The sequence below is a fragment of the Streptomyces sp. NPDC090106 genome (genome assembly GCF_044747265.1).
In the GTDB taxonomy this organism is placed as follows: Bacteria; Actinomycetota; Actinomycetes; order Streptomycetales; family Streptomycetaceae; genus Streptomyces.
In genome coordinates, this window is record NZ_JBIVDS010000004.1 from 46,285 (window position 1) to 71,942 (window position 25,658).

The 25,658-nt window shown below is 72.3% G+C and carries 24 protein-coding genes; 12 read left to right on the forward strand and 12 right to left on the reverse strand.

Annotated features, from left to right (window positions below; all coding sequences use genetic code 11):
* Positions 1–43: 43 nt before the first annotated feature.
* Positions 44–1,207: a threonine aldolase family protein gene (locus ACIPSE_RS13870; protein WP_401661866.1), complete on the forward strand. Its 1,164-nt coding sequence runs from the start codon at positions 44–46 to the stop codon at positions 1,205–1,207.
* Positions 1,208–1,402: 195 nt separating this feature from the next.
* Here the strand turns inward: ACIPSE_RS13870 and ACIPSE_RS13875 are convergent, their stop codons facing one another.
* Positions 1,403–1,606, reverse strand: a complete 204-nt coding sequence (locus ACIPSE_RS13875; RefSeq protein ID WP_401661869.1) for a hypothetical protein — start codon at positions 1,604–1,606, stop codon at positions 1,403–1,405.
* Between the two features lie 151 nt (positions 1,607–1,757).
* Between ACIPSE_RS13875 and ACIPSE_RS13880 the strand changes: the two genes are divergently transcribed.
* The gene (locus ACIPSE_RS13880; RefSeq protein WP_401661872.1) at positions 1,758–2,861 is read left to right on the forward strand and encodes a DUF5937 family protein; all 1,104 of its coding nucleotides are present in this window, start codon (positions 1,758–1,760) and stop codon (positions 2,859–2,861) included.
* 44 nt (positions 2,862–2,905) lie between these two features.
* Here the strand turns inward: ACIPSE_RS13880 and ACIPSE_RS13885 are convergent, their stop codons facing one another.
* Positions 2,906–3,580 (reverse strand): response regulator, encoded by a 675-nt coding sequence (locus ACIPSE_RS13885; protein ID WP_401661875.1) that lies wholly within the window; start codon positions 3,578–3,580, stop codon positions 2,906–2,908.
* 92 nt (positions 3,581–3,672) lie between these two features.
* Entirely contained in the window at positions 3,673–4,872 is a 1,200-nt protein-coding gene (locus tag ACIPSE_RS13890) for a sensor histidine kinase (protein WP_401661877.1), read from the reverse strand.
* Between the two features lie 154 nt (positions 4,873–5,026).
* Here ACIPSE_RS13890 and ACIPSE_RS13895 point away from each other — a divergent pair, with 154 nt between their 5' ends.
* On the forward strand, positions 5,027–6,049 hold the full coding sequence (locus ACIPSE_RS13895) for an SAM-dependent methyltransferase (protein WP_401663077.1): 1,023 nt from the start codon (positions 5,027–5,029) through the stop codon (positions 6,047–6,049).
* Here ACIPSE_RS13895 and ACIPSE_RS13900 read toward each other — a convergent pair.
* Positions 6,014–7,165, reverse strand: coding sequence for an NADH-quinone oxidoreductase subunit D (locus ACIPSE_RS13900; RefSeq protein WP_401661880.1), 1,152 nt, complete (start codon positions 7,163–7,165; stop codon positions 6,014–6,016). The genes ACIPSE_RS13895 and ACIPSE_RS13900 overlap by 36 nt on opposite strands.
* A 31-nt stretch (positions 7,166–7,196) precedes the next feature.
* Here ACIPSE_RS13900 and ACIPSE_RS13905 point away from each other — a divergent pair, with 31 nt between their 5' ends.
* Positions 7,197–7,700, forward strand: coding sequence for a PH domain-containing protein (locus tag ACIPSE_RS13905; RefSeq protein ID WP_401661882.1), 504 nt, complete (start codon positions 7,197–7,199; stop codon positions 7,698–7,700).
* On the forward strand, positions 7,697–9,031 hold the full coding sequence (locus tag ACIPSE_RS13910; protein WP_401661885.1) for a PH domain-containing protein: 1,335 nt from the start codon (positions 7,697–7,699) through the stop codon (positions 9,029–9,031). The genes ACIPSE_RS13905 and ACIPSE_RS13910 overlap by 4 nt, the downstream gene beginning before the upstream one ends.
* 55 nt (positions 9,032–9,086) lie before the next feature.
* Here ACIPSE_RS13910 and ACIPSE_RS13915 read toward each other — a convergent pair whose 3' ends face one another.
* Together ACIPSE_RS13915 and ACIPSE_RS13920 are read right to left on the reverse strand one after the other, a co-directional pair.
* Positions 9,087–10,700 (reverse strand): hypothetical protein, encoded by a 1,614-nt coding sequence (locus ACIPSE_RS13915; RefSeq protein ID WP_401661888.1) that lies wholly within the window; start codon positions 10,698–10,700, stop codon positions 9,087–9,089.
* Between the two features lie 174 nt (positions 10,701–10,874).
* Positions 10,875–12,014 (reverse strand): alpha/beta hydrolase, encoded by a 1,140-nt coding sequence (locus tag ACIPSE_RS13920; protein ID WP_401661891.1) that lies wholly within the window; start codon positions 12,012–12,014, stop codon positions 10,875–10,877.
* Between the two features lie 234 nt (positions 12,015–12,248).
* Here ACIPSE_RS13920 and ACIPSE_RS13925 point away from each other — a divergent pair, with 234 nt between their 5' ends.
* The 6 genes from ACIPSE_RS13925 to ACIPSE_RS13950 all read left to right on the forward strand — a co-directional run bounded on the left by ACIPSE_RS13925 (position 12,249) and on the right by ACIPSE_RS13950 (position 17,379).
* Positions 12,249–14,060 carry a phosphatidylglycerol lysyltransferase domain-containing protein gene (locus tag ACIPSE_RS13925; protein ID WP_401661893.1) on the forward strand — a complete coding sequence of 604 codons (1,812 nt, stop codon included), beginning with the start codon at positions 12,249–12,251 and terminating at the stop codon, positions 14,058–14,060.
* Positions 14,061–14,175: 115 nt separating this feature from the next.
* A complete protein-coding gene (gene folP, locus ACIPSE_RS13930; protein ID WP_401661896.1) occupies positions 14,176–15,108 on the forward strand; it encodes a dihydropteroate synthase in 933 nt (310 codons plus the stop codon).
* On the forward strand, positions 15,105–15,608 hold the full coding sequence (locus ACIPSE_RS13935; RefSeq protein WP_401661899.1) for a nuclear transport factor 2 family protein: 504 nt from the start codon (positions 15,105–15,107) through the stop codon (positions 15,606–15,608). Before folP ends, ACIPSE_RS13935 begins: the two co-directional genes overlap by 4 nt.
* Positions 15,609–15,866: 258 nt before the next feature.
* Positions 15,867–16,226, forward strand: a complete 360-nt coding sequence (gene folB, locus ACIPSE_RS13940) for a dihydroneopterin aldolase (protein ID WP_401661901.1) — start codon at positions 15,867–15,869, stop codon at positions 16,224–16,226.
* The gene (gene folK, locus ACIPSE_RS13945) at positions 16,223–16,834 is read left to right on the forward strand and encodes a 2-amino-4-hydroxy-6-hydroxymethyldihydropteridine diphosphokinase (RefSeq protein WP_401661904.1); all 612 of its coding nucleotides are present in this window, start codon (positions 16,223–16,225) and stop codon (positions 16,832–16,834) included. Before folB ends, folK begins: the two co-directional genes overlap by 4 nt.
* A gap of 59 nt (positions 16,835–16,893) precedes the next feature.
* Positions 16,894–17,379 (forward strand): DUF3180 domain-containing protein, encoded by a 486-nt coding sequence (locus ACIPSE_RS13950; protein ID WP_401661907.1) that lies wholly within the window; start codon positions 16,894–16,896, stop codon positions 17,377–17,379.
* Positions 17,380–17,392: 13 nt separating this feature from the next.
* On the opposite strand, the gene folE is transcribed toward ACIPSE_RS13950, so the two are convergent.
* The 6 genes from folE to dacB all read right to left on the reverse strand — a co-directional run bounded on the left by folE (position 17,393) and on the right by dacB (position 24,977).
* Positions 17,393–17,998, reverse strand: coding sequence for a GTP cyclohydrolase I FolE (folE, locus tag ACIPSE_RS13955; protein ID WP_401661909.1), 606 nt, complete (start codon positions 17,996–17,998; stop codon positions 17,393–17,395).
* A gap of 113 nt (positions 17,999–18,111) precedes the next feature.
* Positions 18,112–20,151 carry an ATP-dependent zinc metalloprotease FtsH gene (gene ftsH / locus ACIPSE_RS13960; protein WP_401661911.1) on the reverse strand — a complete coding sequence of 680 codons (2,040 nt, stop codon included), beginning with the start codon at positions 20,149–20,151 and terminating at the stop codon, positions 18,112–18,114.
* A gap of 194 nt (positions 20,152–20,345) precedes the next feature.
* Positions 20,346–20,906: a hypoxanthine phosphoribosyltransferase gene (gene hpt / locus ACIPSE_RS13965; RefSeq protein ID WP_401663079.1), complete on the reverse strand. Its 561-nt coding sequence runs from the start codon at positions 20,904–20,906 to the stop codon at positions 20,346–20,348.
* A 53-nt stretch (positions 20,907–20,959) separates the two neighbouring features.
* A complete protein-coding gene (gene tilS, locus ACIPSE_RS13970; RefSeq protein WP_401661913.1) occupies positions 20,960–22,003 on the reverse strand; it encodes a tRNA lysidine(34) synthetase TilS in 1,044 nt (347 codons plus the stop codon).
* Between the two features lie 230 nt (positions 22,004–22,233).
* Positions 22,234–23,373: a zinc-dependent metalloprotease gene (locus ACIPSE_RS13975; RefSeq protein ID WP_401661915.1), complete on the reverse strand. Its 1,140-nt coding sequence runs from the start codon at positions 23,371–23,373 to the stop codon at positions 22,234–22,236.
* Between the two features lie 65 nt (positions 23,374–23,438).
* Positions 23,439–24,977, reverse strand: coding sequence for a D-alanyl-D-alanine carboxypeptidase/D-alanyl-D-alanine-endopeptidase (gene dacB / locus ACIPSE_RS13980; protein WP_401661917.1), 1,539 nt, complete (start codon positions 24,975–24,977; stop codon positions 23,439–23,441).
* A gap of 124 nt (positions 24,978–25,101) precedes the next feature.
* On the opposite strand from dacB, the gene ACIPSE_RS13985 reads away from it, so the two are divergent.
* Positions 25,102–25,593 carry an inorganic diphosphatase gene (locus tag ACIPSE_RS13985; RefSeq protein ID WP_401661920.1) on the forward strand — a complete coding sequence of 164 codons (492 nt, stop codon included), beginning with the start codon at positions 25,102–25,104 and terminating at the stop codon, positions 25,591–25,593.
* The last annotated feature ends 65 nt before the right edge of the window (positions 25,594–25,658 follow it).

Below are 25,658 nucleotides of genomic sequence, written 5' to 3' on the forward strand. Positions count from 1 at the left end.
ATCAGGGTGCTCTCGGGGTCGGCCGGGCGGCATCATCCCGGTCATGAGCGATACGGCTGAACAGAGCGACGAGCGGTCCCCGAAGGAGAAGGTGCGCGAACGGCGGCGTGCCGCGTTCCGGACGGCGGACCGGGTCCTGTCCCGCGGCGGCTTCACCGGCACCCTCGGGCAGCGGCTGGCGTCCCTCGCCGAGGCCGCGCCCTCGGTGTACGACCTGGACGAGCAGGCCGACATGTACGGCAACGGCGTGGTGGAGGCCCTGGAGGAGCGGGTCGCCGCCCTGCTGGGCACGGAGGCCGCCGCGTTCTTCCCGACGGGCACGATGGCCCAGCAGGTGGCCCTGCGCTGCTGGGCGGGCAGGACCGGCGACCCGACAGTCGCGCTGCACGCCCTGGCCCACCCCGAGGTGCACGAGCGGAACGCGTTCGGCCAGGTCAGCGGTCTGCGCACGGTCCGCCTCACGAGTGAGCCGCGGCTGCCCACCGCCGACGAGGTGCGCGACTTCGAGGAGCCCTTCGGCGCGCTGATGCTGGAGCTGCCCCTGCGGGAGGCCGGTTTCGTCCTGCCGTCCTGGGAGGAGCTGACCGAGCTCGTGGAGGCGGCGCACGAGCGTGACGCGGTGGTGCACTTCGACGGCGCCCGCCTGTGGGAGTCCACGGTCCACTTCGACCGCCCCCTGGACGAGATCGCGTCCCTGGCCGACAGCGTCTACGTGTCGTTCTACAAGTCGCTGGACGGCTTCGGCGGCGCGGCGCTCGCCGGTCCGAGGAGCCTGGTGGAGGAGGCGCGGACCTGGCGCCACCGGTACGGCGGGATGGTCTTCCAGCAGTTCCCCACCGCCCTGTCGGCGCTGGCGGGCCTGGAGCGCGAGCTTCCCCGGCTGCCGTCGTACGTGCGCCACGCGCGCGTGGTGGCCGCGGCCCTGCGCGAGGGGTTCACCGAGGCGGGCCTGCCGTGGGCCCGGGTGCACCCCGAGGAACCGCACACGCACGAGTTCCAGGTCTGGCTGCCCTACGACAGCGAGGTCCTGGCCGAGACGGCGGTGCGGCAGGCGGAGGAGACGGGCACGTTCCTGTTCGCGAACCCCTGGGACCGCGGCGGGCCGGGCCTGGGCGTCACCGAGGTCGTCGTCCGCGCGGCCGGCCTGGAGTGGACGGCCGAGGACGTGCGCGCGGCGGTGGCGGCCTTCGTGGCCCGGCTGCCGTAGCGGTTCAGGGGCGGATCAACCCCGGCGGACGGATCGCCCCGCCAGGCGGATCGGCGCCGCCAGGCGGATCGGCGCCGCCAGGCGGATCGGCGCCGCCAGGCGGATCGGCGCCGCCAGGCGGATCGGCGCCGCCAGGCGGATCGGCGCCGACGAGCGGACGGTTCGGCGGGCGGACGGTTCAGCGGGCCGGGCGGTTCAGCGGGCCGGGCGCAGGAGGCGGGCGAGCAGCCGCCGGATCCGCCCGTGGACCGGGCGTCCGGCGAGCACCGCGCGGAACTCCCGTTGCTCACGCCACTCGCGCACCACCTGCCAGTCCTGGGAGCCGGGCGCGGGCGGGGCGGGAACGCCCAGCCGCTGCGCACGGTAGGTGTCGAGGAGGTACTGCTGCGTGATGCTCATGACGGATCGCCTCTCGGGACGGGAGGTGGGTCGGGCTCCGCGGTTGCCCCGGTCCTTCCAGGCTGCGCCGGTCCGGCGCCGGCGTCGCGCCGATTGACGGGGGCCGTCAATCGGCGAAGGCGTTGTCGGTGGTGGGGTGCACCATGGGGACATGAGCGTGCGCATCGACATCGCGGGGCTGCGGCCGGAGAGGGTGACCGTCGTGCCCTCGCCCCTGGCCGAGCTCGGCATGGCGCTGCACGCGCTGGCGGAGCCCGGGCACCATCCGGGGCTCCAGGGCTGGGTGACGGGCGTGACCGCCGCTCTCGACCCGCAGCTCGCGGACCGGATGTGCGAGGCCGACTTCCTGTGGCGGTCGACGTTCTCGGACCTGTTCCTGCCGTTCGCGGGCATCCCCGGCGGCGCCGCGCTGCCCGGGGCGACGCTCGCCGAGGAACTGGACCAGCTCGACAAGCTGACGGACGAGCAGTTCGTGGACGCGGCGCTGGAGTTCTCCTGCGCGATGCCCTACGGGGAGGGGCCGAGCCCGCTGGTCGACGCCCGGGTGCGGCGGCGCGCGCTGGACCTGGCCGCCGGACGCGGACCGCAGCAGGAGCGGTTCAGCGAGCTGCTGCTGGCCGATCCGCCGCGGATCCGGGCCTGGCTGCGGCAGTTCCTCACGGACTGTGACGAGATGTTCTTCGCCGAGGCCTGGTCCCGGCTGCGCCCCCAGCTGGTGGCGGACGCCCGGCACAAGACGGACCTGCTGCGCCGCAAGGGCCTGGCCGAGGCGCTGGCCGCCGTGTCACCGGTGGTCACGCTGGACGGGGCCGCGCGGGAGATCACCGTCGACAAACTGACCGTGGGACGCACCGCCACGCAGGACGGCACCCTGCTCCTGATCCCGACCAGCGTCGGCTGGCCCCATCTGTCGGTCCTGTACCGGCGCGGCTGGCAGCCCGTGGTGCACTACCCGGTCGGCGCCCCGGAACTCACCCCGCCCGCCTCCGTGGAGCAGCTCGCCCTGCGCATGACCGCCCTGTCGCACCCCGTGCGGATGCGGATCTGCCGTCATCTGGCGCGCAGCGCCTACACGACCAGCGAGCTGGCGCAGGCGCACGGGATGACGGCCCCGGAGATATCCCGGCATCTGGGCGTGCTGAAGAAGGCGGGCCTGATCACCACGCGGCGCCGCGGCCGGTACGTGCAGCACCAGCTGGACATCGCCGTGGTGGCCCGGCTCGGCAGCGACTTCCTGGAGGGCGTCCTGCGCTGAGCACGGGCGCCGGCCCGGCGGCCGGCACGGGCTCGCCGCGGTCGTCAGCCGTGCCCTCCGGCCCGTACGAGCCCCGTCTCGTAGGCCAGCACGACCACCTGGACGCGGTCCCTGAGCCCCAGCTTGGTGAGGATGCGGCCCACATGGGTCTTCACGGTCGCCTCGGACAGCACCAGCCGGGCCGCGATCTCGCCGTTGGACAGGCCCTGCGCGACCAGCACCATGACCTCGCGCTCGCGGTCGGTGAGCCGCTCCAGCTCCTTGTGCCGCGGCTCCTTGCCCGCGCCGCTCGGCAGCATCGGCGCGAACCGGTCCAGCAGGCGGCGCGTGGTGGAGGGCGCGACGACCGCGTCGCCGCTGTGCACCGCGCGGATCGCGGCGAGCAGCTCGCCGGGTGGCACGTCCTTGAGCATGAAGCCGGACGCGCCCGCCTTCAGCCCCGAGAAGGCGTACTCGTCGAGGTCGAAGGTGGTCAGGATCAGCACCTTGGGCGGGTCGTCCTCCTGGCAGATGCGCCGGGTGGTCTCGACACCGTCCAGCTTCGGCATGCGCACGTCCATCAGGACGACGTCGACGGCGCTCCCGCGCAGCACCTGGAGCGCCTCGACGCCGTCGCCCGCCTCCGCGACGACCTCCATGTCCGGCTGTGCGGCCAGCACCATCCGGAACCCGGTGCGCAGCAGCACCTGGTCGTCGACGAGCATCACGCGGATCGTCATCGAGGGTCCTCTTCCGTCTCTCTTCGGGGGCTGGCTCTTGTGGTCGCTTCGCCGGGGGCGTGACAGGTGTCAACAGAGGGCGTGCGTCGATGTCAGTGCGCTGGTTTGAGCGGGAGCAGCGCACTGATACGGAATCCTCCGCCCGGACGCGGTCCCGCATCCAGAGTGCCGCCGACCATGCCGACCCGCTCCCGCATCCCGATGAGGCCGTGCCCCTGTCCGTCGGCGCCGCCGTCCTCGTACAGCTCGTGCGGCGCGCCCTTGCCGTCGTCCTCGACCAGCAGGCCGAGTCCGTCGTCGAAGTACACCAGCCGCACGCTCGCGCCCGTGTTGGGCCCCCCGTGCTTGCGGGTGTTGGTCAGGGCCTCCTGCACGATGCGGTACGCCGTGAGCTCGACGCCGCTGGGCAGCGGGCGCGGGGTGCCCTCCACCTTGAAGTCGACGGGCAGTCCCGAGGTGCGGCACTGCTCGATCAGGTCGTCGATCTGCTCGACGTCCGGCTGCGGGACGTACTCTCCGCCCTCCTGGTGCTCTCCGGTGCGCAGCACGCCCAGCAGGCGGCGCATCTCGGCGAGGGCCTGGCGGCCGGTGGAGGAGATGGTCTCCAGGGCCTTCTTGGCCTGGTCGGGCGCGGCATCCAGGACGTACGCGGCGCCGTCGGCCTGCACCACCATGACGGACACGTTGTGGGCGACCACGTCGTGCAGCTCGCGGGCGATCCGGGCGCGCTCGGCGGCCACCGCGACCTTCGCCTGCGCCTCGCGCTCCTTCTCCAGCCGGGCGGCGCGCTCCTCCAGCTGCGCGAAGTACGCGCGGCGGGTGCGGATCGAGTCGCCGAGCACCCAGGCGAGCGCGAACGGCACCGTCATGAAGACCGCCTTGGCGGCGTTGCCCAGCGCGCTGCCGTCCTGCGGCCAGCGCAGCTGCGCGACGAGCGCCGCGCCCAGCCCGACGGCCAGCGCGAGCCGGGAGGCCCAGCGGGAGCCCGTCGCGGCCACCGTGTAGACGATCACCAGCATCGCGAAGTCGGCGGCCATCGTCTGGACGTTCAGCACCAGCTGCGTGAGACCGATCCCGATCGTCAGCAGCAGCATCTTCTCCGGGACGCGCCGGCGCAGCGCGATCACCAGGCACAGCAGGAACGCGATCGGGACGACCAGCGCCGGGGAGTCGTTGCCCCGAACCGCCGACGTGGCGGTGCCGCTCAGCAGCGAGATCCCGAACAGGAAGACGGCCCAGAAGCTGTCGACCCCTGTCGGGTGCCTGCGGAGAAAGTCATAGAGGCGCTGCACGTGACCCAGCGTAGGGAAGCGTGATGTGTGCAGGGGTCAACCGGAGGACCGATCCATGCGCCCCCGGCGTACTCCCCAAGGTGGAGGCGGCGTTCCCCGGTGCGCCTACGCTGACCGCGTGAGGGACGACGTGACGGACGACGTGACGGACGGCATGAAGGACGACTGGAGCGGGTGGCGGGCCGCGGCCGAGGCCGCCCTGTACGGCCCTGAGGGCTTCTACCGCCGCCCCGAGGGACCGGCGGGCCACTTCCGGACGTCGGTGCACGCCTCGCCGCTCTACGCCGAGGCCGTGGCCGGGCTGCTGTGCCGTGTCGACGCGGCCCTGGGGCATCCGCCGGCGCTGGACTTCGTCGACATGGCCGCCGGACGGGGCGAACTGGTCACCGGGGTGCTCGCCGCGCTGCCCGAGGAGGTCGCGGCCCGCACGCGTGCGTGCGCCGTCGAACTCGCCTCCCGCCCACCCGGCCTCGACCACCGCATCGAGTGGCTGAGCGAGCCCCCGCGCGCGATCGACGGGCTGCTGTTCGCCAACGAGTGGCTGGACAACGTGCCGGTGGAGGTCGCCGAGGTGGACCGGGCGGGCGTGGCCCGCCGGGTGCTCGTGCGGCGCGACGGCACCGAGCTGCTCGGGGAGGCCGTCGCGGGCGCCGAGGCGGACTGGCTGGCGCGCTGGTGGCCGCTGCCGCCCGAGGAGGGGCTGCGGGCGGAGATCGGGCTGCCCCGGGACGAGGCGTGGGCGGACGCGGTCGCGACGGTCGCGCGGGGGCTCGCGGTGGCGGTCGACTACGCGCACTCCAGGGCCGCGCGCCCCCCGTTCGGCACGCTCACGGGCTTCCGCGGCGGGCGCGGGACGATGCCCGTGCCGGACGGCTCGTGCGACATCACGGCGCATGTGGCGCTGGACGCGTGCGCCCTGCCCGGCGGGCGCGTGCTGACCCAGCGCACCGCGCTGCACGCCCTGGGCGTGAGGGGCGCACGCCCCCCGCTCACCCTCGCGACCACGCACCCCGCCGCCTATGTGCGCGCCCTCGCGAGCGCGGGCGAGGCCGCCGAACTCACCGCGCCCGGCGGACTGGGCGACTTCGGCTGGCTGCTCCAGCCCGTGGCCCTCGCGGACGGGGCCGAGGCCCTCGGGGCGCTACTTGTCGATGTCCCCGACCACGAAGAACAGTGACCCCAGGATCGCCACCATGTCCGCGACCAGCGTCCCCGGCAGCAGCTCCACCAGCGCCTGGATGTTGTTGAACGACGCCGAGCGCAGCTTGAGCCGGTACGGGGTCTTCTCGCCCTTGCTGACGAGGTAGTAGCCGTTGATGCCGAGCGGGTTCTCGGTCCAGGCGTACGTGTGCCCCTCGGGCGCCTTCAGGACCTTGGGCAGCCGCTGGTTGATCGGCCCGGGCGGCAGGTCGGCGAGCCGGTCCAGGCAGGCGTCGGCGAGGTCGAGGGCGTTGTGCGCCTGCCCGAGGAGCACCTCGAAGCGGGCGAGGCAGTCGCCCTCGGTGCGGGTCACGACCTCCAGGGTGTCCTGAAGGTCCGCGTAGGCGAGGTACGGCTCGTCGCGGCGCAGGTCGAAGTCGACGCCGGAGGCGCGCGCGATGGGCCCGCTCACGCCGTACGCGTGCACGGCCTCCGGCGCGAGGGCGCCCACGCCCCGGGTGCGCCCCCGGAAGATCTCGTTGCCGAGGACCAGGTCGTCGTAGACGTCCATGCGCGAGCGCACGGCCGCGACGGCCTCCCGCGCGCGCGTGGTCCACCCGGCCGGGAGGTCCTCCTTGAGGCCGCCGACGCGGTTGAACATGTAGTGCATCCGGCCGCCGGAGACCTCCTCCATGACGTTCTGGAGGACCTCGCGCTCACGAAACGCGTAGAAGACCGGGGTGATGCCGCCGAGCTCCAGCGGATAGGAGCCCAGGAACATCAGGTGGTTGAGGACCCGGTTGAGCTCCGCGAGGAGCGTGCGGGTCCACACCGCGCGCGGGGGCACCTCCATGCCGAGCATGCGCTCGACGGCGAGGACCACGCCCAGTTCGTTGGAGAACGCCGACAGCCAGTCGTGGCGGTTGGCGAGCATGATGATCTGGCGGTAGTCGCGCGCCTCGAAGAGCTTCTCCGCGCCCCGGTGCATGTAGCCGATCACCGGCTCCGCGCGCGTGATGCGCTCGCCGTCCAGGACCAGCCGCAGGCGCAGCACCCCGTGCGTGGACGGGTGCTGGGGCCCGATGTTCAGCACCATGTCGGTGCTCTCCGCGGCGCCGCCGATACCGACCGTGGTCTCCGTCGTGGGAGTCATGCGCACAGTCTGTCGTACGTACGCTGGCCTCATGGAGACGGGGAGCGGGCTGGACACGGTGAGGGCACAGGGCGAGCCGGCGTGGACCGGGCTCCCCCCGCGGCTGCTGCGGATGCGGCGGCTGCTGCTGGTGGTGTGGCTGGGGCTGCTCGCCGTGGGGCTGGCCCTGCTGCTCGGGCTGCTCGCCGGCCCCGTGTGGGCCGCGTTCGCGCTGCTGCCGCTCGCGCTCCTCGCCTGGGGCTGGGTGATGCTGGGCCGCAACTGGGCCTCCTGGCGCTACGCCGAGCGCGCCGACGACCTGCTGATCAGCCGGGGCGTGCTGTGGCGCGAGGAGACCGTCGTGCCGTACGGGCGGATGCAGCTCGTCGAGGTCACCTCCGGGCCGGTGGAGCGCCACTTCGGGCTCTCCAGCGTCCAGTTGCACACGGCCGCCGCCGCGACCGACGCGACCATCCCCGGCCTCGACCCGGCCGAGGCGGAACGGCTGCGCGACCGGCTCACCGAGCTCGGCGAGGCCCGATCGGCCGGCCTGTGACGGCCCCGGGCGTCGACGGCGCGGTGCGCGAGAAGCCGCCCGTCACCGAGCACCGGCTGCACCCCGTGACACCGCTCAGGCGCGCGTGGGCGCCCGTCACCGTGATCATCGGCTGGGCGCTGCACGACCCGGACCAGGCGCAGCGGCAGCTGACACGGCTGACGACCACGACCCTGCTCCTCGCGCTCGCCGTCCTCGTCCCGGCCGCCGCCCTCTACGGCTTCCTCACCTGGTGGTACACGCACTTCGCGGTCACCGAGAGCGAACTGCGCATCCGTACCGGCCTGGTGTTCCGGCGCACCGCGCACATCCGTCTCGAACGCATCCAGGCGATCGACGTCACCCAGCCGCTCCTCGCGCGCGTGGCGGGCGTCGCGAAGCTGAAACTCGACGTCATAGGCACCGACAAGAAGGACGAGCTGGCCTTCCTCGGGGAGCGCGAGGCGCGTGCGCTGCGCGCGGAACTCCTGGCGCGCGCCGCCGGGTTCGCGCCTGAGACGGCGCACGAAGTCGGCGAAGCACCGGCGCGCGAGCTGCTGCGCACGCCCCCCGGTGACCTCGCGATCGCCGTCGTGCTGACCGGCGCCACCTGGGGCACGCTGGCCGCCGCCCTCGTCGTCCCCGCGCTGCTCTGGTTCGCCACCCACAGCGTGTGGACGGTCCTCGCGACCGGTCTCCCCCTGCTGGGCGCCGCGGGCGCGAGCAGCGTGGGCCGGTTCGTCGGCGAGTACGACTGGACGGTGGGCGAGTCGCCCGACGGACTGCGCATCGACCACGGGCTCCTGGACCGCACCCACGAGACGGTGCCCCCGGGACGCGTGCAGACCGTGCGGATCGTGGAGCCGCTGCTGTGGCGGCGGCGCGGCTGGGTGCGGGTCGAGCTGGACGTGGCCGGATCGTCCAACTCGGTCCTGGTGCCGGTCGCGCCGCGCGAGGTCGCCGAGGCGGTCGTCGCGCGCGTGCTGCCCGGGGTGACGGTGCCGCCCGCCGCGGCCCTGTCCCGGCCGCCTCGCCGGGCCGGCCGGTGCGTGCCCCTGTGGTGGCGCGGCTACGGACTCGCCGTCACCGACGCGGTGTTCGCCGCCCGGCACGGGCTGCTGCGCCGCAGTCTCGCGCTCGTCCCGCACGCGAAGGTCCAGAGCGTACGGCTGCGTCAGGGGCCCTGGCAGCGGCTGTGGCGGCTCGCCGAGGTCCATGTGGACACGGGGGCCAACAAGACCGTCACGGCCCGTCTGAGGGACGCCGAGGAGGCGGCGGCGCTGCTGCGGGCCCAGTCCGAGCGCTCGCGCACCGGCCGACGGGACGCGCTGCCCGACCGGTGGATGGCCTGAACGGTGGATGGCCTGAGCGGCGCGCCGCGGTTCCGGGGGACGGGGCGCTCCCGGTTCAGGAGACGGCGCTGCGCAGGCCCTTGAGGTCGATCTGCTCCGTCTCGTCGTGCTCGGTCAGGTCGATGACCTGACCCACACCGCGGGACGCCTCGTCGACCGGCTTGAAGCGGCCCTCCGCCTCGGCCTTGTGCAGCGCGAGCGCCTCCTGGCCGACGACGTCGGCAAGGTCCTCGTTCTGCACGGCCTCCATCGCGGCGGACTCCGTCGCGCCGGACTCCTTCTGCGTGCCGAAGAAGTCGAATCCGCCCTCGACCGCCGGACGCCGCACGGGCGCGGCCGGTACGACGGCCACCGCGGTCGGCGCCACGAAGTGGCCGGAGGGCTGGCGCGCGGGCTGGGCCGGCTTCGCCGTCGTGGTGGTACCGGCGGCCGCGCGCTCGTGCTCGTGCTCGTCGACCGCCCCGGGCTTCCCCTGGACGTCATCCTCCCGCGCGGCCTCCGGGGCGCCGTCACCGGAAGCGGGCGCGGAAGCGGAAGCGGAAACGGACGGGAGCGCGGACACGCTCGCGGAGGACGGGGCGTCGGCGGTGCCGGGCGCCTCGACGACCTCGGCGGCGACCGGGCCGGCCTGGGCCGGGATGTCCTTCACGGGGGCGTCGCCCCGGGGACCGCCGCCGCCACCGTCCGGAGAGCCGTCGTCCTTCGGGGAACCGTCGTCCTCGGGCGTCTCCTCGGCGGAAGCCCCGTCGGATGGCACGCCGGAAGTCTCCTCGGCGGAAGCCTCGTCGGCGGGATCGTCGTCCCGGGAAGCCTCGCTCTCGGCGGCCTCGGCGGTCTCGACGACCTCATCGGGCTCGTCACCGGGCCCGTCCAGCTCCTCGACCACCTCGGCGTCACCGTCGCGGGCCTCGTCCTCGCCGGCTCCGGCGCCCTCGGCCTTCTCGTCCAGCCGCGACAGCGCCGCCTTCGCACGCAGGAACAGCTTCGAACCCTCCGGCGAGAAGATGGCCGGAGTCTCCTCGTCCGAGGCAGCCACAGCCTCGGAATCGGAGTCTGATGCGGAGTCGGATGCGGAGTCCGCATCGGAGTCGGACCCGGGGGTCTCGCCCTCGGACTCGCCCTCGGACTCGGCGGCCACGGTCTCCGTCTCGTCCTCGACGAGGTCGTCGTCCTCGTCGACCGACCCCGGCCCCGGCGGCAGCTCGTGTGCCGGAGCCGCCTCTATCTCCAGCAGACGGCGGCCTTCGAGAGCGGTGGCCCGCTCGGTCTCGGCGGTGGCGTACCGGCGCAGCAGGGCCGCGTGTTCGTTGCGCAGACCGGCGAGTTCACCGCGCTTGGCCCGCAGACGCTGCTCCAGCTTGCCGCGCAGCTCGCGCGACTCCTCCAGGTCGGTCTCCAGTTCGGCGACCCGCTCCTCGAAGCGCCACTCGTCGCTCGCCCGCGCGCGCGTGAGGTCGGCGACCTGCTTGCCGGCCTGCGCGTCCCAACGGCGCATGACGAACGCACCGGTGACCGCCGTCACGGCGGCGACCGCGGCCAGCCCGCGCAACAACGTGGCCTGCGAGAACACCCAGGGCGCGAGAGCGCACACAGCGGAGACGCCAGCGACCGACGACGGGGGCAGCAGCCGGTGCAGAGGCGGGGAATGGCGGTGACGTCCACGTGGCATGGCCAGAAACTTACCGCGCGTAGGCGAATCGTGGTGCCCCGGGCCGTAAAAACGCAGCCATACCGAAGCCTTCACGCGACATCAGGAATCAGACCCGCCACAGAATTCGACAAGAGGAAGCGCGCACAACGGCGGCGCGCATGCGTGACCGCCCCCGGAAATCGGCACACAAGATCATTTGTCGTCCGCCGCCGAACCCCCGTCACCGAGCCTCGCGCTCATCCACTCCAGCGCCGCCGGAATCTCCCGTCGCCAGGTGTTGAAGTTGTGTCCGCCGCTTTCCAGGACGATCGACGAGATACGGGTGCGCCCGGTCGCCTTCACCTCCGCTATGAACTTCAGCGTGTCCTTGTAGTTCGACTCGCCGACCTTGCTGCTGGTGACGAGCAGTGAAGTGTCGGGCGCGGGACGGTGCTTGACGTACCAGCGCAGGTCGGCGCGGTGACGCAGGTCCTCGTCGCCGTGGAAGAGATCGCCGGTGGTGGGGTCCCGGGGCGCGTCGTAGTACGCGGAAAGGCCCGCGCCCGCGGCGTACACATCGGGATGGTGCAGGGCGAGCTTCAGTGCGCAGTAACCGCCCGTGGAATCACCGATGACACCCCAGCCGCCGGGCTCACGGGCCACCCTGTAGTGCTTCTCGACGGCTTCGGGAAGATCCTTGGCGAAGAACGACTCGCTCTGCGGTCCACCGGGAATGTCGACGCACTCCGTGTCGCGCGGCGGCGCCACCGTGGGCCGCAGCATCACCAGGATCATCGGCTGCATACGGCCCTTCCCGGCGAGGTCGGCCGCGGTGCGCGGGTAGTGGAGTTTGTCGACCAGTGCCTGCGCGGTGCCGGGATATCCGGTGAGGACCACGGCGGCGGGGAACGTACGCGTGCGGTACTGCGGCTGGAAGTACTCCGGGGGCAGATAGACGAACGCGGAGGTCGAGATCCGCGTCGTGCGGCCGGCGATGTCGACCTGCTGGATCTGCCCCTGCGTCCGGGGCGGCGCGGTGCCCGAGTCCCTGACCCGCCGGACGTCCGTCACCTCGACAGGGCTGCCGTGCGCGGAATGGTCGACGACGAAGCCCTGTTGGTCCTCCTGGCCGAACAGATCGGCCCAGCTCGCGTAGAACCCGAAGGCCTGGTTGGCACCGAGACCAAACGCCACGAACAGCGCCGTCTGGGTGGCGAGCAGCATTCCCACGCGCCCGCCGACGGCCCGCCAGCCGCGTCGCGCGAGGCGCGGCCACAGCCACACCGTGCCGATGAACAGCAGCACGGCCGCCGTGATCGCCAGCACCAGCACGTTGTTGTCCGTAAGACCCATGGCCTGCTTCCTGCCTGTGTTCTCTCCCCGCGCCGGAGCGCCGCCCGCGGATCTTCGCGAGGGCTTGTCCGGCCCTTTTCCCGGCCTTTGAACCGGCTTTGGGGAAGTGAGTGAACCTCTCTCCCCGAGACACCGTCCTAGAGGGCGCAATGTCGCCGGATGCCCGAATCGGGTCCGGATCCAAGGTCTCTCGCGGAACTACGGGATGCGATGTCTGTCAGGACAGATGTGGAAATGTCGGGTGGGGTTCCTGGCCGCTCGCGTGGAGCGCGGCGCGTGCCGCGCGGTCCGCGCCCCGAGGCCGTCCCCGTCCTGGTCGCCAGGGCCTGCGCGGTCGTAGGTCTCCTGGACATCGCCGCGGGTGTGTTCCCGCGCTTCCGTCACAGCCGTATGCACACCCTCGCGGAGGTGCTGCCGGGCGCCCTCGGCCCCTTCGCGGCGGCGCTCTCGCTGAGCGTGGGCGTGCTGCTGCTCCTGCTCGCCCACGGGCTCAGGCGCCGCAAGCGGCGGGCCTGGCGGGCCGCCGTCGCCCTGCTGCCGGCCGGCGCGGTCGCCCAGCTCACGTACCGGCACTCGCTGGTGGGCGTGCTCATCTCGCTCGCCCTCCTGGCGCCGCTGCTGATCCACCGCGACCAGTTCAAGGCACTGCCCGATCCGCGCAGCAGGTGGCGCGCGCTCGCCAACTTCGTCCTCATGGGCGCCGGTTCCCTCGTCCTCGGGCTGGTCATCGTCAGCGTCCACCCGAAGACGCTCGTCGGCGACCCGAGCCTGGCCGACCGGATCACCCACGTCCTGTACGGCCTCGTCGGCTTCGAGGGGCCCGTCGACTACCACGGGACCACCTCCTGGACCGTCGCCTTCTCCCTGGGCGCCCTCGGGCTGCTCACCGCCGTCACCACGATCTACCTGGCCCTGCGCCCCGAGCACCCCGCCGCGAGCCTCACCGAGGACGACGAGAACCGGCTGCGCGTCCTCCTGGAGCGGCACGGCGGGCGCGACTCGCTCGGCCACTTCGCGCTGCGCCGCGACAAGGCCGTCGTCTTCTCGCCCAGCGGCAAGGCGGCGGTGACGTACCGCGTCGTCTCCGGCGTGATGCTGGCCAGCGGCGACCCCATCGGCGACGTCGAGGCCTGGCCCGGCGCCATCGAGCGCTTCATGGACGAGGCCCGCGCCCACTCCTGGACACCCGCCGTCATGGGCTGCTCCGAGACCGGCGGCGAGGTGTGGACCCGCGAGACCGGCCTGGACGCCCTCGAACTGGGCGACGAGGCGGTGGTGGACGTCGCGGATTTCTCCCTGGCCGGACGCGCGATGCGCAACGTGCGCCAGATGGTCAAGCGCATCGAGCGGGCCGGCTACGAGACCCGCGTACGGCGCGTCCGTGACCTCGGGGACGCCGAGCTGCGGCGCGTACGGCAGGCCGCGGAGGACTGGCGCGGCACCGACACCGAACGCGGCTTCTCCATGGCGCTGGGCCGTATCGGTGACGCCTTCGACGGCGACTGCCTGATCGCCACCGCCCACAAGGCCGACGAACAGCCCGGCCCCTACGGCGACCTCAAGGCCGTCCTGCACTTCGTGCCCTGGGGCGACGACGGCGTCTCGCTCGACCTGATGCGCCGCGACCGCTCCGCCGACCCCGGCATGAACGAACTCCTCATCGTCGCGGCCCTCCAGGCGGCGCCGAAGCTCGGCATCGCGCGCGTGTCGCTGAACTTCGCCATGTTCCGCTCGGCCCTGGCGCGCGGCGAGAAGATCGGCGCGGGCCCGGTCCTGCGCGCCTGGCGCGGCCTGCTGGTGTTCCTCTCCCGCTGGTTCCAGATCGAGTCCCTGTACAAGTTCAACGCGAAGTTCCAGCCCCGCTGGGAGCCCCGCTTCGTCGTCTACCGCGCCTCCGCCGACCTGCCCCGCATCGGCTTCGCCGCCATGCAGGCCGAGGGCTTCGTCACCCTCGCCCTGCCCCTGCCCCGCTTCCTGCGCCGCCGCGGGCCCGCCGCACGCGCGTGCGCGCACGTGGTGGGCGAGGCGGACGTCCGCGCGGCCTGATCGCCACGCCCCGGACAGGCGGGAGCGGGAGCTCCGACCCCAGCCCCGGGGCTCCCGCTCGCGCCGCACCCGACCGCACGGCGTGCGGGTCCCCGGCGGGGCCTAGGCTGAACGTATGAGCAAGCAGAGCGGACGCGGGTACGTCACCGGGCTTCCGGAGTGGGACCGCTGCGCGGTCATGGGAGTCGTGAACGTCACCCCGGACTCCTTCTCCGACGGAGGCCGCTGGTTCGACACGACGGCCGCCGTCAAGCACGGCCTCGCCCTGGTCGCGGAGGGCGCCGACCTGGTCGACGTGGGCGGCGAGTCCACCCGCCCGGGCGCCACCCGGGTCGACGAGGACGAGGAGCTCAAGCGGGTCGTCCCCGTGGTCCGGGGGCTGGCCGCCGAGGGCGTGACGATCTCCGTCGACACCATGCGCGCTTCGGTCGCCGCGCAGGCCCTCGCCGCCGGCGCCTCGCTCGTCAACGACGTCAGCGGCGGCCTCGCCGACCCCGCGATGGTCCCGGTCGTCGCCGACGCGGGCGCCCCCTTCGTCGTCATGCACTGGCGGGGCTTCCTGGAGGGCGGCAACGTCAAGGGCGTCTACGCCGACGTCGTCACCGAGGTCGTCGACGAGCTCCACGCGCGCGTGGAGGCCGTCCTGGAGGGCGGCGTCGCCCCCGACCGCATCGTCGTCGACCCCGGCCTCGGGTTCTCCAAGGACGCCGAGCACGACCTCGTGCTCCTCGCCCACCTCGACCGCCTGCTCGGCCTCGGCCACCCGCTGCTCGTCGCCGCCTCCCGCAAGAGGTTCCTCGGCCGCGTCCTGGCCAGCGACCCCGCGGCGGCTCCCCCGCCTGCGCGCGAGCGCGACGCCGCGACGGCCGCCGTCTCCGCGCTCGCGGCGCACGCCGGCGCCTGGGCGGTGCGCGTGCACGAGGTGCGCGCGACGGCGGACGCGGTACGGGTCGCCCGCGCCGTGGAAGGGGCTCGCACCGCCGAGGGAGCGCGCCCGGCCGAAGGGGCGCGCTCAGCCGGCCGCACGCCGGAGGGCGATGCCTCATGAGCGCCCCCCACACCGACGTCGAGCAGGTGGAGGCCGCCAACACCGCCTTCTACGACGCTCTGGAGCGCGGCGACTTCGAGGACCTGTCCTCGCTGTGGCTGTCCCCCTCCGACCTCGGCGTCGACGAGGAGTACCACGACCCCGCCGACACCGGCGTGATCTCCTGCGTGCACCCCGGCTGGCCGGCCCTCACCGGCCGCGGCGAGGTCCTCAGGTCGTACGCGCTGATCATGGCGAACACGGACTACATCCAGTTCTTCCTGACTGACGTGCACGTCTCCGTCACCGGCGACACCGCTCTCGTGAACTGCACCGAGAACATCCTCAGCGGCGGTCCGGCCGCCGAGGGCGAGGAGGGTCCCGGGCCGCTCGTCGGCCAGCTGGTCGTCGCCACGAACGTGTTCCGGCGCACCGACTCCGGCTGGAAGCTCTGGTCCCATCACGCCTCTCCCGTACTGGCCGAGACCGATGAGGACGAAGGGGACGAATCACCCTCCTGAGCGGCGGAGCGCCCGCCATCGGCACCAAGGACCGGCGGCACGTGGTTGGAATCACGAACCGGGGGTAGGGGCGGCTACCTACCCGTGAGCCGCCGGGTTCCCCGGGGGAAACACCCGGTGAATCCTCCTGGCCCAGGGCCCGGCCGCGTCCTCGTGGCCCGGTCCTGTCCGTGCTCGCAGGTAGATTCGTTCGTGGCCGGAGTACCGCCCGCACACGGTACGGACCGGCCGTCACCGACGATTGCAGGAGTGATTCGCGTGGATCGTGTCGCGCTGCGCGGCCTGAAGGCCCGTGGGCACCACGGCGTGTTCCCCGAGGAACGCGAAGAGGGACAGACCTTCGTCGTGGACCTCGTCCTCGGCCTGGACACCCGGCCGGCGGCCGCCGACGACGACCTGGCGAAGACCGCGCACTACGGCATCGTGGCGGAGGAGGTCGTGGCCGTCGTCCAGGGCGAGCCGGTGAACCTCATCGAGACCCTCGCCGAGCGCATCGCCCAGACCTGTCTGAAGCACGAGGGGGTCGAGGAGGTCGAGGTCTGCGTCCACAAACCGGACGCGCCGATCACGGTCCCCTTCGACGACGTCACGATCACCATCACCCGGAGCCGAGCATGAGCGCGTCCTTCGCCGCGGGTCCCAGCGACCCGACCGTACAGCCGGTGCCCGCCTCCGTCGTGCAGCAGGTCGACGCCGCGGACACCACCCTCCACAACCCCCAGCGCGCCGTGATCGCCCTCGGCTCCAACCTCGGCAACCGGCTGGAGACCCTCCAGGGCGCCATCGACGCCCTGGAGGACACCCCGGGCGTCCGCGTGAAGGCGGTCTCCCCCGTCTACGAGACCGAGCCGTGGGGCGTCGAACCCGACAGCCAGCCCTCGTACTTCAACGCGGTCGTCGTGGTGAAGACGACGCTCCCCCCGTCCTCCCTCCTGGAGCGGGCGCACGCCGTCGAGGAGGCCTTCCACCGGGTCCGCGAAGAGCACTGGGGCGCCCGCACCCTCGACGTCGACATCGTCGCCTACGCCGACGTCGTCTCCGCCGACCCGCATCTCACGCTGCCTCACCCGCGCGCGCACCAGCGGGCCTTCGTCCTCGTCCCGTGGCACGACGTGGACCCCCAGGCCCAGCTGCCCGGCCACGGCCCGGTGGCCGGCCTCCTGACGGCGCTGGCCGACGACGGCGTGACGCCCCGCGCCGACCTGGAACTCCGGCTGCCGGAATAGTCGTTAAGGTCAGCACAGGGCCGCCGTCCGGCGGAGTCCGGGGGAGCTGAAGGGTCACCGTGAGAGAGCTGCGCATCAGGCTGCTGGCCGGCGTCTTCGTCGTCGCCGGAGTCCTGTCCTGGGCGGGCGCCCGCCTGTGGAACTCGATCGGGACCCTCCCCAGCGTCCCTCTGGCCGCCCCCATCGTCCTGGCCCTGATCGCGGTGGTCCTGCTGGCCACCGCGCTCTCCCTGCGCGCCCGGCTGCGGGCCCAGCGCGAGCGCCGCCCCGGAGCCAAGGGCGTCGACCCGCTGATGGCCGCCCGCGCCGTCGTCTTCGGCCAGGCCAGCGCCCTGGTCGCCGCCCTCGTCTCCGGCATGTACGGCGGCACGGGCGTCTTCCTGCTCGGCTCCCTCGACGACTCCGCCCGCCGCGACCAGGCCATCTACGCCGGCTTCTCCGTCCTCGCCGGCATCGCGGTGATAGTCGCCGCGATCTTCCTGGAACGTGTCTGCCGCCTCCCGGAGGACGACGACCACAACACGGGCGCGGCCTCGGCGGCCTGAGCCGCCGGACGCGTCAGCGGGCCATGATGAGGCTCATCGCCTCGTTGCGGGTCGCCGCGTCCCGCAGCTGCCCGCGCACCGCCGAGGTGAGGGTCTTCGCGCCCGGCTTGCGGATGCCGCGCATCGACATGCACATGTGCTCGCACTCCACGACGACGATCACCCCGCGCGGCTCCAGGATCTCCATCAGGGAGTCCGCGATCTGCGTGGTGAGTCGTTCCTGCACCTGCGGCCGACGGGCATAGACGTCCACCAGCCGGGCCAGCTTGGACAGTCCGGTGATCTTGCCGGTCACGGACGGGATGTACCCGACATGGGCGACCCCGCGGAACGGCACCAGATGGTGTTCGCAGGTCGAGTACACCTCGATGTCCTTCACCAGCACCATCTCGTCGTGGCCCAGGTCGAACGTCGTCGTCAGGACGTCCTCCGGGCGCTGCCACAGGCCCGCGAAGATCTCGCGGTACGCCCGCGCCACCCGCGACGGCGTCTCCCGCAGGCCCTCACGGTCGGGGTCCTCCCCCACCGCGATGAGCAGTTCGCGTACGGCGTTCTCGGCGCGCTTCTCGTCGAACTCGCCGATGGTGCCCTGGCCGTCCAGGGTCACGGGATCGGTCATCTGGGGTGCCTCGTTCCTAGGTGTTCAGCCAAGTCGGCATAAAAACGCCGCGCCCCCCAGGCTAAATCCTGGGGGGCGCGGCATCCATTCCGGGCCAGATGCGGCCAATGAGGTCAGCTCTCGGAGCGGTCCTCGGGGGCCGGCTCGGTCACGGGGGCGGAGTCCGTGGCCGTGACCTTGGCGGTGCTGATCGCCGGGGTGGAGCCGTTGGCGCCGTTCGTCAGGGCGAGCTCCTTGGGGGAGAGCACCGGCGGACGGGTGGACGGCGTACGGCGCGAGGAGCCGGTCCAGGCCGGGCGGGCCGGACGCTTGACGATGGCGGAGAAGACCTCGGCGATCTCCTCCTTGCCCAGCGTCTCCTTCTCCAGCAGCTGCAGGACGAGGTTGTCGAGGACGTCGCGGTTCTCGACCAGGATCTCCCAGGCCTCGTTGTGCGCGTTCTCGATGAGCTTCTTGACTTCCTCGTCCACCAGGGCCGCGACCTCTTCCGAGTAGTCGCGCTGGTGCGCCATCTCACGGCCGAGGAACGGCTCGGTGTTGTCGCCGCCGAACTTGATGGCGCCGAGACGCTCCGTCATGCCGTACTGGGTGACCATCGCGCGGGCCGTGGTGGTGGCCTTCTCGATGTCGTTCGCGGCGCCCGTGGTCGGGTCGTGGAAGACCAGTTCCTCGGCGGCGCGTCCGCCCAGCATGTAGGCGAGCTGGTCGAGCATCTCGTTGCGGGTCGTGGAGTACTTGTCCTCGTCCGGGAGCACCATCGTGTAGCCGAGCGCGCGGCCACGGCTCAGGATGGTGATCTTGTGCACCGGGTCGGAGTTGGGAGAGGCCGCCGCGACCAGGGCGTGTCCGCCCTCGTGGTACGCGGTGATCTTCTTCTCCTTGTCGGACATGATCCGGGTCCGCTTCTGCGGGCCCGCCACGACGCGGTCGATGGCCTCGTCCAGCATGTGGTTGTCGATGAGCTTCTTGTCCGAGCGGGCGGTGAGCAGCGCGGCCTCGTTGAGGACGTTGCTCAGGTCCGCGCCGGTGAAGCCCGGGGTGCGGCGGGCGACGGCCGACAGGTCGACATCCGGCGCGACCGGCTTGCCCTTCTGGTGGACCTTGAGGATCTCCAGACGGCCCTGCATGTCCGGGCGGTCGACCGCGATCTGGCGGTCGAAGCGGCCGGGGCGCAGGAGGGCCGGGTCGAGGATGTCGGGTCGGTTCGTGGCGGCGATCAGGATGACGCCGCCCTTCACGTCGAAGCCGTCCATCTCGACGAGCAGCTGGTTCAGGGTCTGCTCGCGCTCGTCGTGACCGCCGCCGAGGCCGGCGCCGCGGTGGCGGCCGACCGCGTCGATCTCGTCGACGAAGACGATCGCCGGGGCGTTCGCCTTGGCCTGCTCGAAGAGGTCACGGACCCGGGAGGCACCGACACCGACGAACATCTCGACGAAGTCGGAACCGGAGATCGAGTAGAACGGCACGCCCGCCTCGCCCGCCACGGCGCGCGCGAGCAGGGTCTTGCCGGTTCCGGGCGGACCGTAGAGCAGGACGCCCTTGGGGATCTTGGCGCCGACGGCCTGGAACTTCGCCGGCTCCTGGAGGAACTCCTTGATCTCGTGGAGTTCCTCGACCGCCTCGTCCGACCCGGCGACGTCCGCGAAGGTCGTCTTGGGGGTGTCCTTGGTGATGAGCTTCGCCTTGGACTTCCCGAAGTTCATGACCCGGGAGCCGCCGCCCTGCATCTGGTTCATCAGGAACAGGAAGACGACGACGATCAGGACGAAGGGGAGGAGCGAGAGCAGGATCGAGACGAAGGCGTTCTGCTTCGTCGGGGAGACGGTGTACCCGTCGGGGATCTGCTTCTGCTCGAACTTGCTCTGGAGGCTGCTGGCCAGGGTCACGCCCTGGTCGCCGATGTAGCTCGCCTGGATCTTCGAGCTGCCGTCGACCTTCTCGCCGTCCTTGAGCTGCACCTTGATGGTGTTCTCGTCGCCGGTGGTGAGCTTGGCCGACTCGACCTTGTTCTCATTGATCGCTTGGACGACCTGGCCGGTGTCCACCGTCTTGTAGCCGCCGGACGAGCCGACGACCTGCATCAACACGACCACGGCAAGGACGGCCAGCACGATCCACATGACTGGCCCACGGAAGTATCGCTTCACGTCCATCCATACGGAGCGATGTCGCCCCGTCCCTCCTGCCATAGTGAGTTTGATAAGACAGTTCTTCTGACGGTACCCCAGCTTCGTCGCCGAAAGCCGCACAGGACGGCCGACGAACCGGCTGCGAACCCGTCTGCATGCTCCAACGGCGCGGTGCCCGCCGGGGTTCCCGATCTTCCTACGGCACTGGGCCCTTCGGGTCAGCCGCCGTAGACGTGGGGCGCGAGCGTACCGACGAACGGGAGGTTCCGGTACTTCTCGGCGTAGTCGAGGCCGTAGCCCACGACGAACTCGTTGGGGATGTCGAAGCCGACCCACTCGACGTCGATGGCGACCTTGGCGGCGTCCGGCTTGCGCAGCAGGGTGCAGATCTTCAGGGTCTCGGGCTCACGGGAGCCGAGGTTGTTGATCAGCCAGGACAGGGTCAGCCCGGAGTCGATGATGTCCTCGACGATCAGGACGTGCCTGCCCTTGATGTCGGTGTCGAGGTCCTTGAGGATCCGCACCACGCCGGAGGACTGGGTGCCCGCGCCGTAGGAGGACACGGCCATCCAGTCCATGGTGACGGGGGTGGACAGTGCCCGGGCGAGGTCGGCCATGACCATCACCGCGCCCTTGAGGACGCCGACGATCAGCAGGTCCTTGCCCGCGTACTCCGCGTCGATCTTCGCGGCCAGCTCCACCAGCTTCGCGTCGATCTCTTCTTTGGTGATGAGTACCTTCTCGAGGTCGGCACCCATGTCGTTCGCGTCCACCCGCATCACTTTCGGTCGTCCCACCGGCTGTCCGTCGCCCCGCGGACGGGGGCACGGGTTCAGCCTTGCCGAATCACCAGTCTGCCACCCTGGCGCTGGGCGACGACCTTGCCCGGGAGATTGATGGCCCCCTGGCCGCGCCAGCCGGTGATCAGCCGGTCCACTTCCTCGATGTGGCGGGCGAACAGCGAGCCGGCCGGAGCGCCCGCGTCGATGGCGGCGCGGCGCAGCACCCGGCGGCGTACGGCGGGCGGCAGCGCGTAGAGCTTGGCGCACTCCAGGAGGCCGGCGGCGTCGGTGACGGCGGTGGCGGCCTGGCCGGCCCAGGCGTCGAGGGCGTCGGCATCGTCCCGGGAGAGCTGGGCCGTACGGGCGAGCGCCTCGACGACTCCTTTGCCGAGCGCCTTCTCCAGGGCGGGCAGTCCTTCGTGACGCAGCCGGGAGCGGGTGTAGGCCGGGTCGGCGTTGTGCGGGTCGTCCCAGACGGGCAGCGCCTGGACCATGCAGGCCTTGCGGGCGGTCTGCCGGTCGAGCTGGAGGAAGGGGCGGCGGTAGCGGCGGGCGGCCCCCGGGCCGCCGGAGACGGCGGCCATGCCCGACAGGGAGCGGATGCCGGAGCCGCGGGCGAGCCCGAGCAGGACCGTCTCGGCCTGGTCGTCGCGGGTGTGGCCGAGCAGGACGGCGGTGGCGCCGTGGCGCTGGGCGACGGCGTCGAGGGCGGCGTAGCGGGCGTCGCGCGCGGCGGCTTCGGGGCCGCCCTGGCGGCCGACCGTGACGGCCACGGACTCGACGGGGTCGAGGCCGATGTCCCGCAGGCGCAGGGCGACTTCGTCGGCGCGCAGATCGGAGCCGGGCTGCAGGCCGTGGTCGACGGTGACGCCGCCGGCGCGGATGGCGAGTTTGGGGGCCTCGAAGGCGAGGGCGGAGGCGAGGGCCATGGAGTCGGCGCCGCCGGAGCAGGCCACGAGCACGAGCGGTGTCGGCGGGCGCTCGTGCGGGGAGGCGGAGGGATCGTCGGGGGAGCTGGTGTGTTCGCTGAGGATGTCGTGGAGGACGCGGCGGACCGCCAGGCGTATCGCCGCGACCGCAGGATGGGGACCCATGTCCGGTTCCCTTCATGAAGTTTTCGGGGGGTGATCCCGAGTTCGGTCACGCAGAGTGTGTAGATGGTGACAGAACCGGGCCGTTCCCCGAGCATTGCACGGCTCCTGAGGGCTCACGGTCCCTCGGACGGGTGATTGAAGGGGCGTTCGCCTGCCTTCGGCCCGTTTCCTCCACCAGCGGAGCGCCGGGGGCGCGGCGAACGCCCCCGTTCACGATCCGGTCGTGCCGTTCACGATTCGGTCTTCCGGTGCACCCGCGCGACCCAGTCCGCCGGTTTGGCGATCTCCGACTTGGTGGGGAGCGTGTTGGGCGAGGTCCACACCCGGTTGAAGCCGTCCATGCCGACCTGGTCGACGACGGCCCGCACGAAGCGTTCGCCGTCGCGGTACTGCCTCAGTTTGGCATCCAGACCCAGCAGCTTGCGCAAGGCAATGTCCAGCCGGGAGGCGCCCTTGGCGCGGCGCTGCTGGAACTTCTCGCGGATCTCGGAGACGGTCGGCACGACCTCGGGGCCCACGCCGTCCATCACGAAGTCGGCGTGACCCTCCAGGAGGGACATCACGGCGGTGAGGCGGCCGAGGATCTCCCGCTGGGCCGGGGTCTGCACGATCTCGACGAAGGAGCGCCCGCCGTCGTCCTCCTCGCCCTCGGGCCGGCCGCCCGCCAGGGACTGCGCGGCCTCCCGGACCCGTTCCAGGACGGTCATGGGGTCGACCTCGGTCTCCCCCAGGAACGACTGGATCTCGCCCTCCAGGTGGTCCCGCAGCCAGGGCACCGCCGTGAACTGGGTGCGGTGGGTCTCCTCGTGCAGGCACACCCAGAGGCGGAAGTCGTGCGGCTGCACGTCGAGTTCGCGCTCCACGTGGACGATGTTCGGCGCGACGAGCAGCAGCCGTCCGCCGCCGTTCGGCGCGTCCGGGGGTCCGCCTGCGGGGAGTTCGCGGGTGGCGGGGGCGAACGTCTCGTACTGGCCGAGGACGCGGGAGGACAGGAAGGACAGCAGCATGCCCAGTTCGACGCCGGTGACCTTGCCGCCGACGGCGCCGAGGACCGCGCCGCCGGGGGTGTTGCCGCGCCGTTCCTGCATCTTGTCGAGGAGGGGTCCGAGGAGTTCCCGGAAGCCCGCGACGTTCGCCCGCACCCAGCCGGGGCGGTCGACGACCAGGACCGGGGTGTCGTGGATCTCGTCGCCACCCATCCGGGTGAATCCGCGGACGTGTTCCTCGGAGGCCTTGGCGTGCCGGCGCAGCTCGGCGACGACGGCCCGGGCCTCGTCACGGCTCACCTCGGGGCCCGGCCGGACCAGCCGGGTCGCGGTCGCCACCGCGAGGTTCCAGTCGACCATCTCCGCACCACCGATGCTCGTCATGCGTCAACCGTACGTGAGGCGCCCCTTTTGGGGCAGGCCGCGGAGAACCGCGGGGGCGGCGGCCGTCACCCGCAGCCGCATCCCGCGAGGGCCGTCGCCGTCCGGTCCAGCGCCGACTGCGCGGCGTTCCGGTCGGTCGTGCCCGACGCGAGGAAGGCGAAGGCGAGCAGGTGCCCGTCCCGGTCGACGACCGTTCCGGCCAGCGAGTTCACTCCGGTGAGGGTGCCCGTCTTGGCGCGTACGACACCGGCGGCGCCGTCGGTGTAACGGCTCGTCAGGGTGCCGGTGAAGCCGGCGACCGGGAGGCCGGTGAGGACGGACCGGAGTTCGGGGTGGGCGGGGTCGGCGGCCTTGACCAGCAGGGAGGTCAGCAGGTTCGCGGTCAGCCTGTCGTCGCGGTCGAGGCCGCTGCCGTCCGCGAAGTCGACGCCGGTGAGCGGCAGTCCGAGCTTCTTGAGCTGTGCGCGGATCGCGTCGCCGCCGCCCGCGAAGTCGGCCCGTGCGCCGGTGGCGACGGCGGTCTGGCGGGCGAGGTGCTCGGCGATGTCGTTGTCGCTGTTGGTCAGCATGCGCTCGACGAGCGTGGTCAGCGGCGGGGAGGAGACCTCGGCGAGGGTCTCGGCGCGGCCGGTCGCCTTGGAGGGGCCCGGGGAGGTCGTGGTGACGCCCTCGGCCTTGAGGAGGGCGGCGAACTGCTCCGCGGCGTCCTCGGCGGGCTCGGTGGAGCGGACGGCGGTACCGCTGGTGGAGTCGTCGGTGCGGGCCTCGTCGGTCATCAGGGCGCTGACGGGGGCGAGGTTGGGGTCGGCTCCGATCGGGTGGATCTCGGAACCGGAGTAGAGGGTCGTGTCGTAGGAGAGGGTCACCTCGCGCAGGCCGGCCTTCTTCAGGGCGGCGGCGGTCTCGGTGGCCAGCTCGCGCAGGCTCGCCCAGCCCTCGGCGTCCTCGCGGGCGGTGAGGGTGGGGTCGCCGCCGCCGACGAGGACGAGTTCGCGGGTGTCGGGTTCCAGGGCCGCGCGGGTGGTGAGGCGGTGGTCGGGGCCCATGGCCGTCAGGGCGGCGACGGCGGTGGCGATCTTCGTGGTCGAGGCGGGGGTGAGGGCGGTGCCCGTACCGGTGCCGTAGAGGCGCTTGCCGGTGGTGATGTCGACGACGGAGGCGCCGCGGCCGGTGCCGAGCGCGGGGTCCTTCAGGAGCGGGGCGAGGAGGCCGGCCAGGGCCTGGGAGTCCGGCGCGGACTTCACCGTGTTGGCGGCGCCGCCGAGGCCGGCGAGGACCGAGGAGGCGCTCGGGGCGGGCTCGGGCTCCCCTTGAGCCGTGCCGGAGGTGCCGGTTCCGCCGCCGTGATCTGTGCCACCCGCGTGCTCCAGGGCGACGGCCCGGTCCCGCTCGGCCGTACGCTGACCCGAGGAGTCCCAGGGCCCGGCGGCGGTGACCACCACGGCGGTCAGTGCCACACCGGCGGTGGCCGCGCCCGCGGCGAACTGCTGGGTCTTGACCGACAACAGACGCTTGACCTGCGGTTTCGTGGCGTTCGCGGCTCGTGCGAGCTGAGGGCGTACGGCGGCCAGGCGCGGTCGTACGGCGTTCGCGAGCCGCGTCACATACGGTCTCGCGGCCCGCCAAGGCCTCAGTTCAGGCACGACCACCAGCCCCTTTCGCGATCACACACCTGCGTGAGGGACACTTAACCACCAGAACTATGTGCTGATCATGGAGGAGCCACCGGTGGAGTTCGACGTCACGATCGAGATTCCGAAGGGTTCGCGGAACAAGTACGAGGTGGACCACGAGACCGGTCGGATCCGCCTGGACCGTCGACTCTTCACCTCGACCGCCTACCCGACCGACTACGGCTTCGTCGAGAACACTCTCGGCGAGGACGGCGACCCGCTGGACGCACTCGTCATCCTGGACGAGCCGACGTTCCCGGGCTGCCTCATCAAGTGCCGTGCGATCGGCATGTTCCGGATGACGGACGAGGCCGGCGGCGACGACAAGCTGCTGTGCGTCCCGGCGACGGACCCGCGCCAGGAGCACCTGCGCGACATCCACCACGTCTCCGAGTTCGACCGCCTGGAGATCCAGCACTTCTTCGAGGTCTACAAGGACCTGGAGCCCGGCAAGTCCGTCGAGGGCGCCAACTGGGTCGGCCGCGTGGACGCCGAGCTGGAGATCGAGCGCTCGTACAAGCGTCTGAAGGAGAGCGGCGGCCACTGAGCCCCGCCTTCGCCGACGGGCCGTACGCACACGCGTGCGGCCCGTTGGCATGCCTGCGCATACTG

Excerpts from the sequence above, each read along its gene's own strand:
- ACIPSE_RS13870 (WP_401661866.1), top strand. The coding sequence starts at position 44 with ATGAGCGATACGGCTGAACAGAGCGACGAGCGGTCCCCGAAGGAGAAG.
- ACIPSE_RS13875 (WP_401661869.1), bottom strand. The coding sequence starts at position 1,606 with ATGAGCATCACGCAGCAGTACCTCCTCGACACCTACCGTGCGCAGCGG.
- ACIPSE_RS13880 (WP_401661872.1), top strand. The coding sequence starts at position 1,758 with ATGAGCGTGCGCATCGACATCGCGGGGCTGCGGCCGGAGAGGGTGACC.
- ACIPSE_RS13885 (WP_401661875.1), bottom strand. The coding sequence starts at position 3,580 with ATGACGATCCGCGTGATGCTCGTCGACGACCAGGTGCTGCTGCGCACC.
- ACIPSE_RS13895 (WP_401663077.1), top strand. The coding sequence starts at position 5,027 with ATGAAGGACGACTGGAGCGGGTGGCGGGCCGCGGCCGAGGCCGCCCTG.
- ACIPSE_RS13900 (WP_401661880.1), bottom strand. The coding sequence starts at position 7,165 with ATGACTCCCACGACGGAGACCACGGTCGGTATCGGCGGCGCCGCGGAG.
- ACIPSE_RS13905 (WP_401661882.1), top strand. The coding sequence starts at position 7,197 with ATGGAGACGGGGAGCGGGCTGGACACGGTGAGGGCACAGGGCGAGCCG.
- ACIPSE_RS13915 (WP_401661888.1), bottom strand. The coding sequence starts at position 10,700 with ATGCCACGTGGACGTCACCGCCATTCCCCGCCTCTGCACCGGCTGCTG.
- ACIPSE_RS13920 (WP_401661891.1), bottom strand. The coding sequence starts at position 12,014 with ATGGGTCTTACGGACAACAACGTGCTGGTGCTGGCGATCACGGCGGCC.
- ACIPSE_RS13925 (WP_401661893.1), top strand. The coding sequence starts at position 12,249 with ATGTCGGGTGGGGTTCCTGGCCGCTCGCGTGGAGCGCGGCGCGTGCCG.
- folP (WP_401661896.1), top strand. The coding sequence starts at position 14,176 with ATGAGCAAGCAGAGCGGACGCGGGTACGTCACCGGGCTTCCGGAGTGG.
- ACIPSE_RS13935 (WP_401661899.1), top strand. The coding sequence starts at position 15,105 with ATGAGCGCCCCCCACACCGACGTCGAGCAGGTGGAGGCCGCCAACACC.
- folK (WP_401661904.1), top strand. The coding sequence starts at position 16,223 with ATGAGCGCGTCCTTCGCCGCGGGTCCCAGCGACCCGACCGTACAGCCG.
- folE (WP_401661909.1), bottom strand. The coding sequence starts at position 17,998 with ATGACCGATCCCGTGACCCTGGACGGCCAGGGCACCATCGGCGAGTTC.
- ftsH (WP_401661911.1), bottom strand. The coding sequence starts at position 20,151 with ATGGACGTGAAGCGATACTTCCGTGGGCCAGTCATGTGGATCGTGCTG.
- hpt (WP_401663079.1), bottom strand. The coding sequence starts at position 20,906 with ATGCGGGTGGACGCGAACGACATGGGTGCCGACCTCGAGAAGGTACTC.
- tilS (WP_401661913.1), bottom strand. The coding sequence starts at position 22,003 with ATGGGTCCCCATCCTGCGGTCGCGGCGATACGCCTGGCGGTCCGCCGC.
- ACIPSE_RS13975 (WP_401661915.1), bottom strand. The coding sequence starts at position 23,373 with ATGACGAGCATCGGTGGTGCGGAGATGGTCGACTGGAACCTCGCGGTG.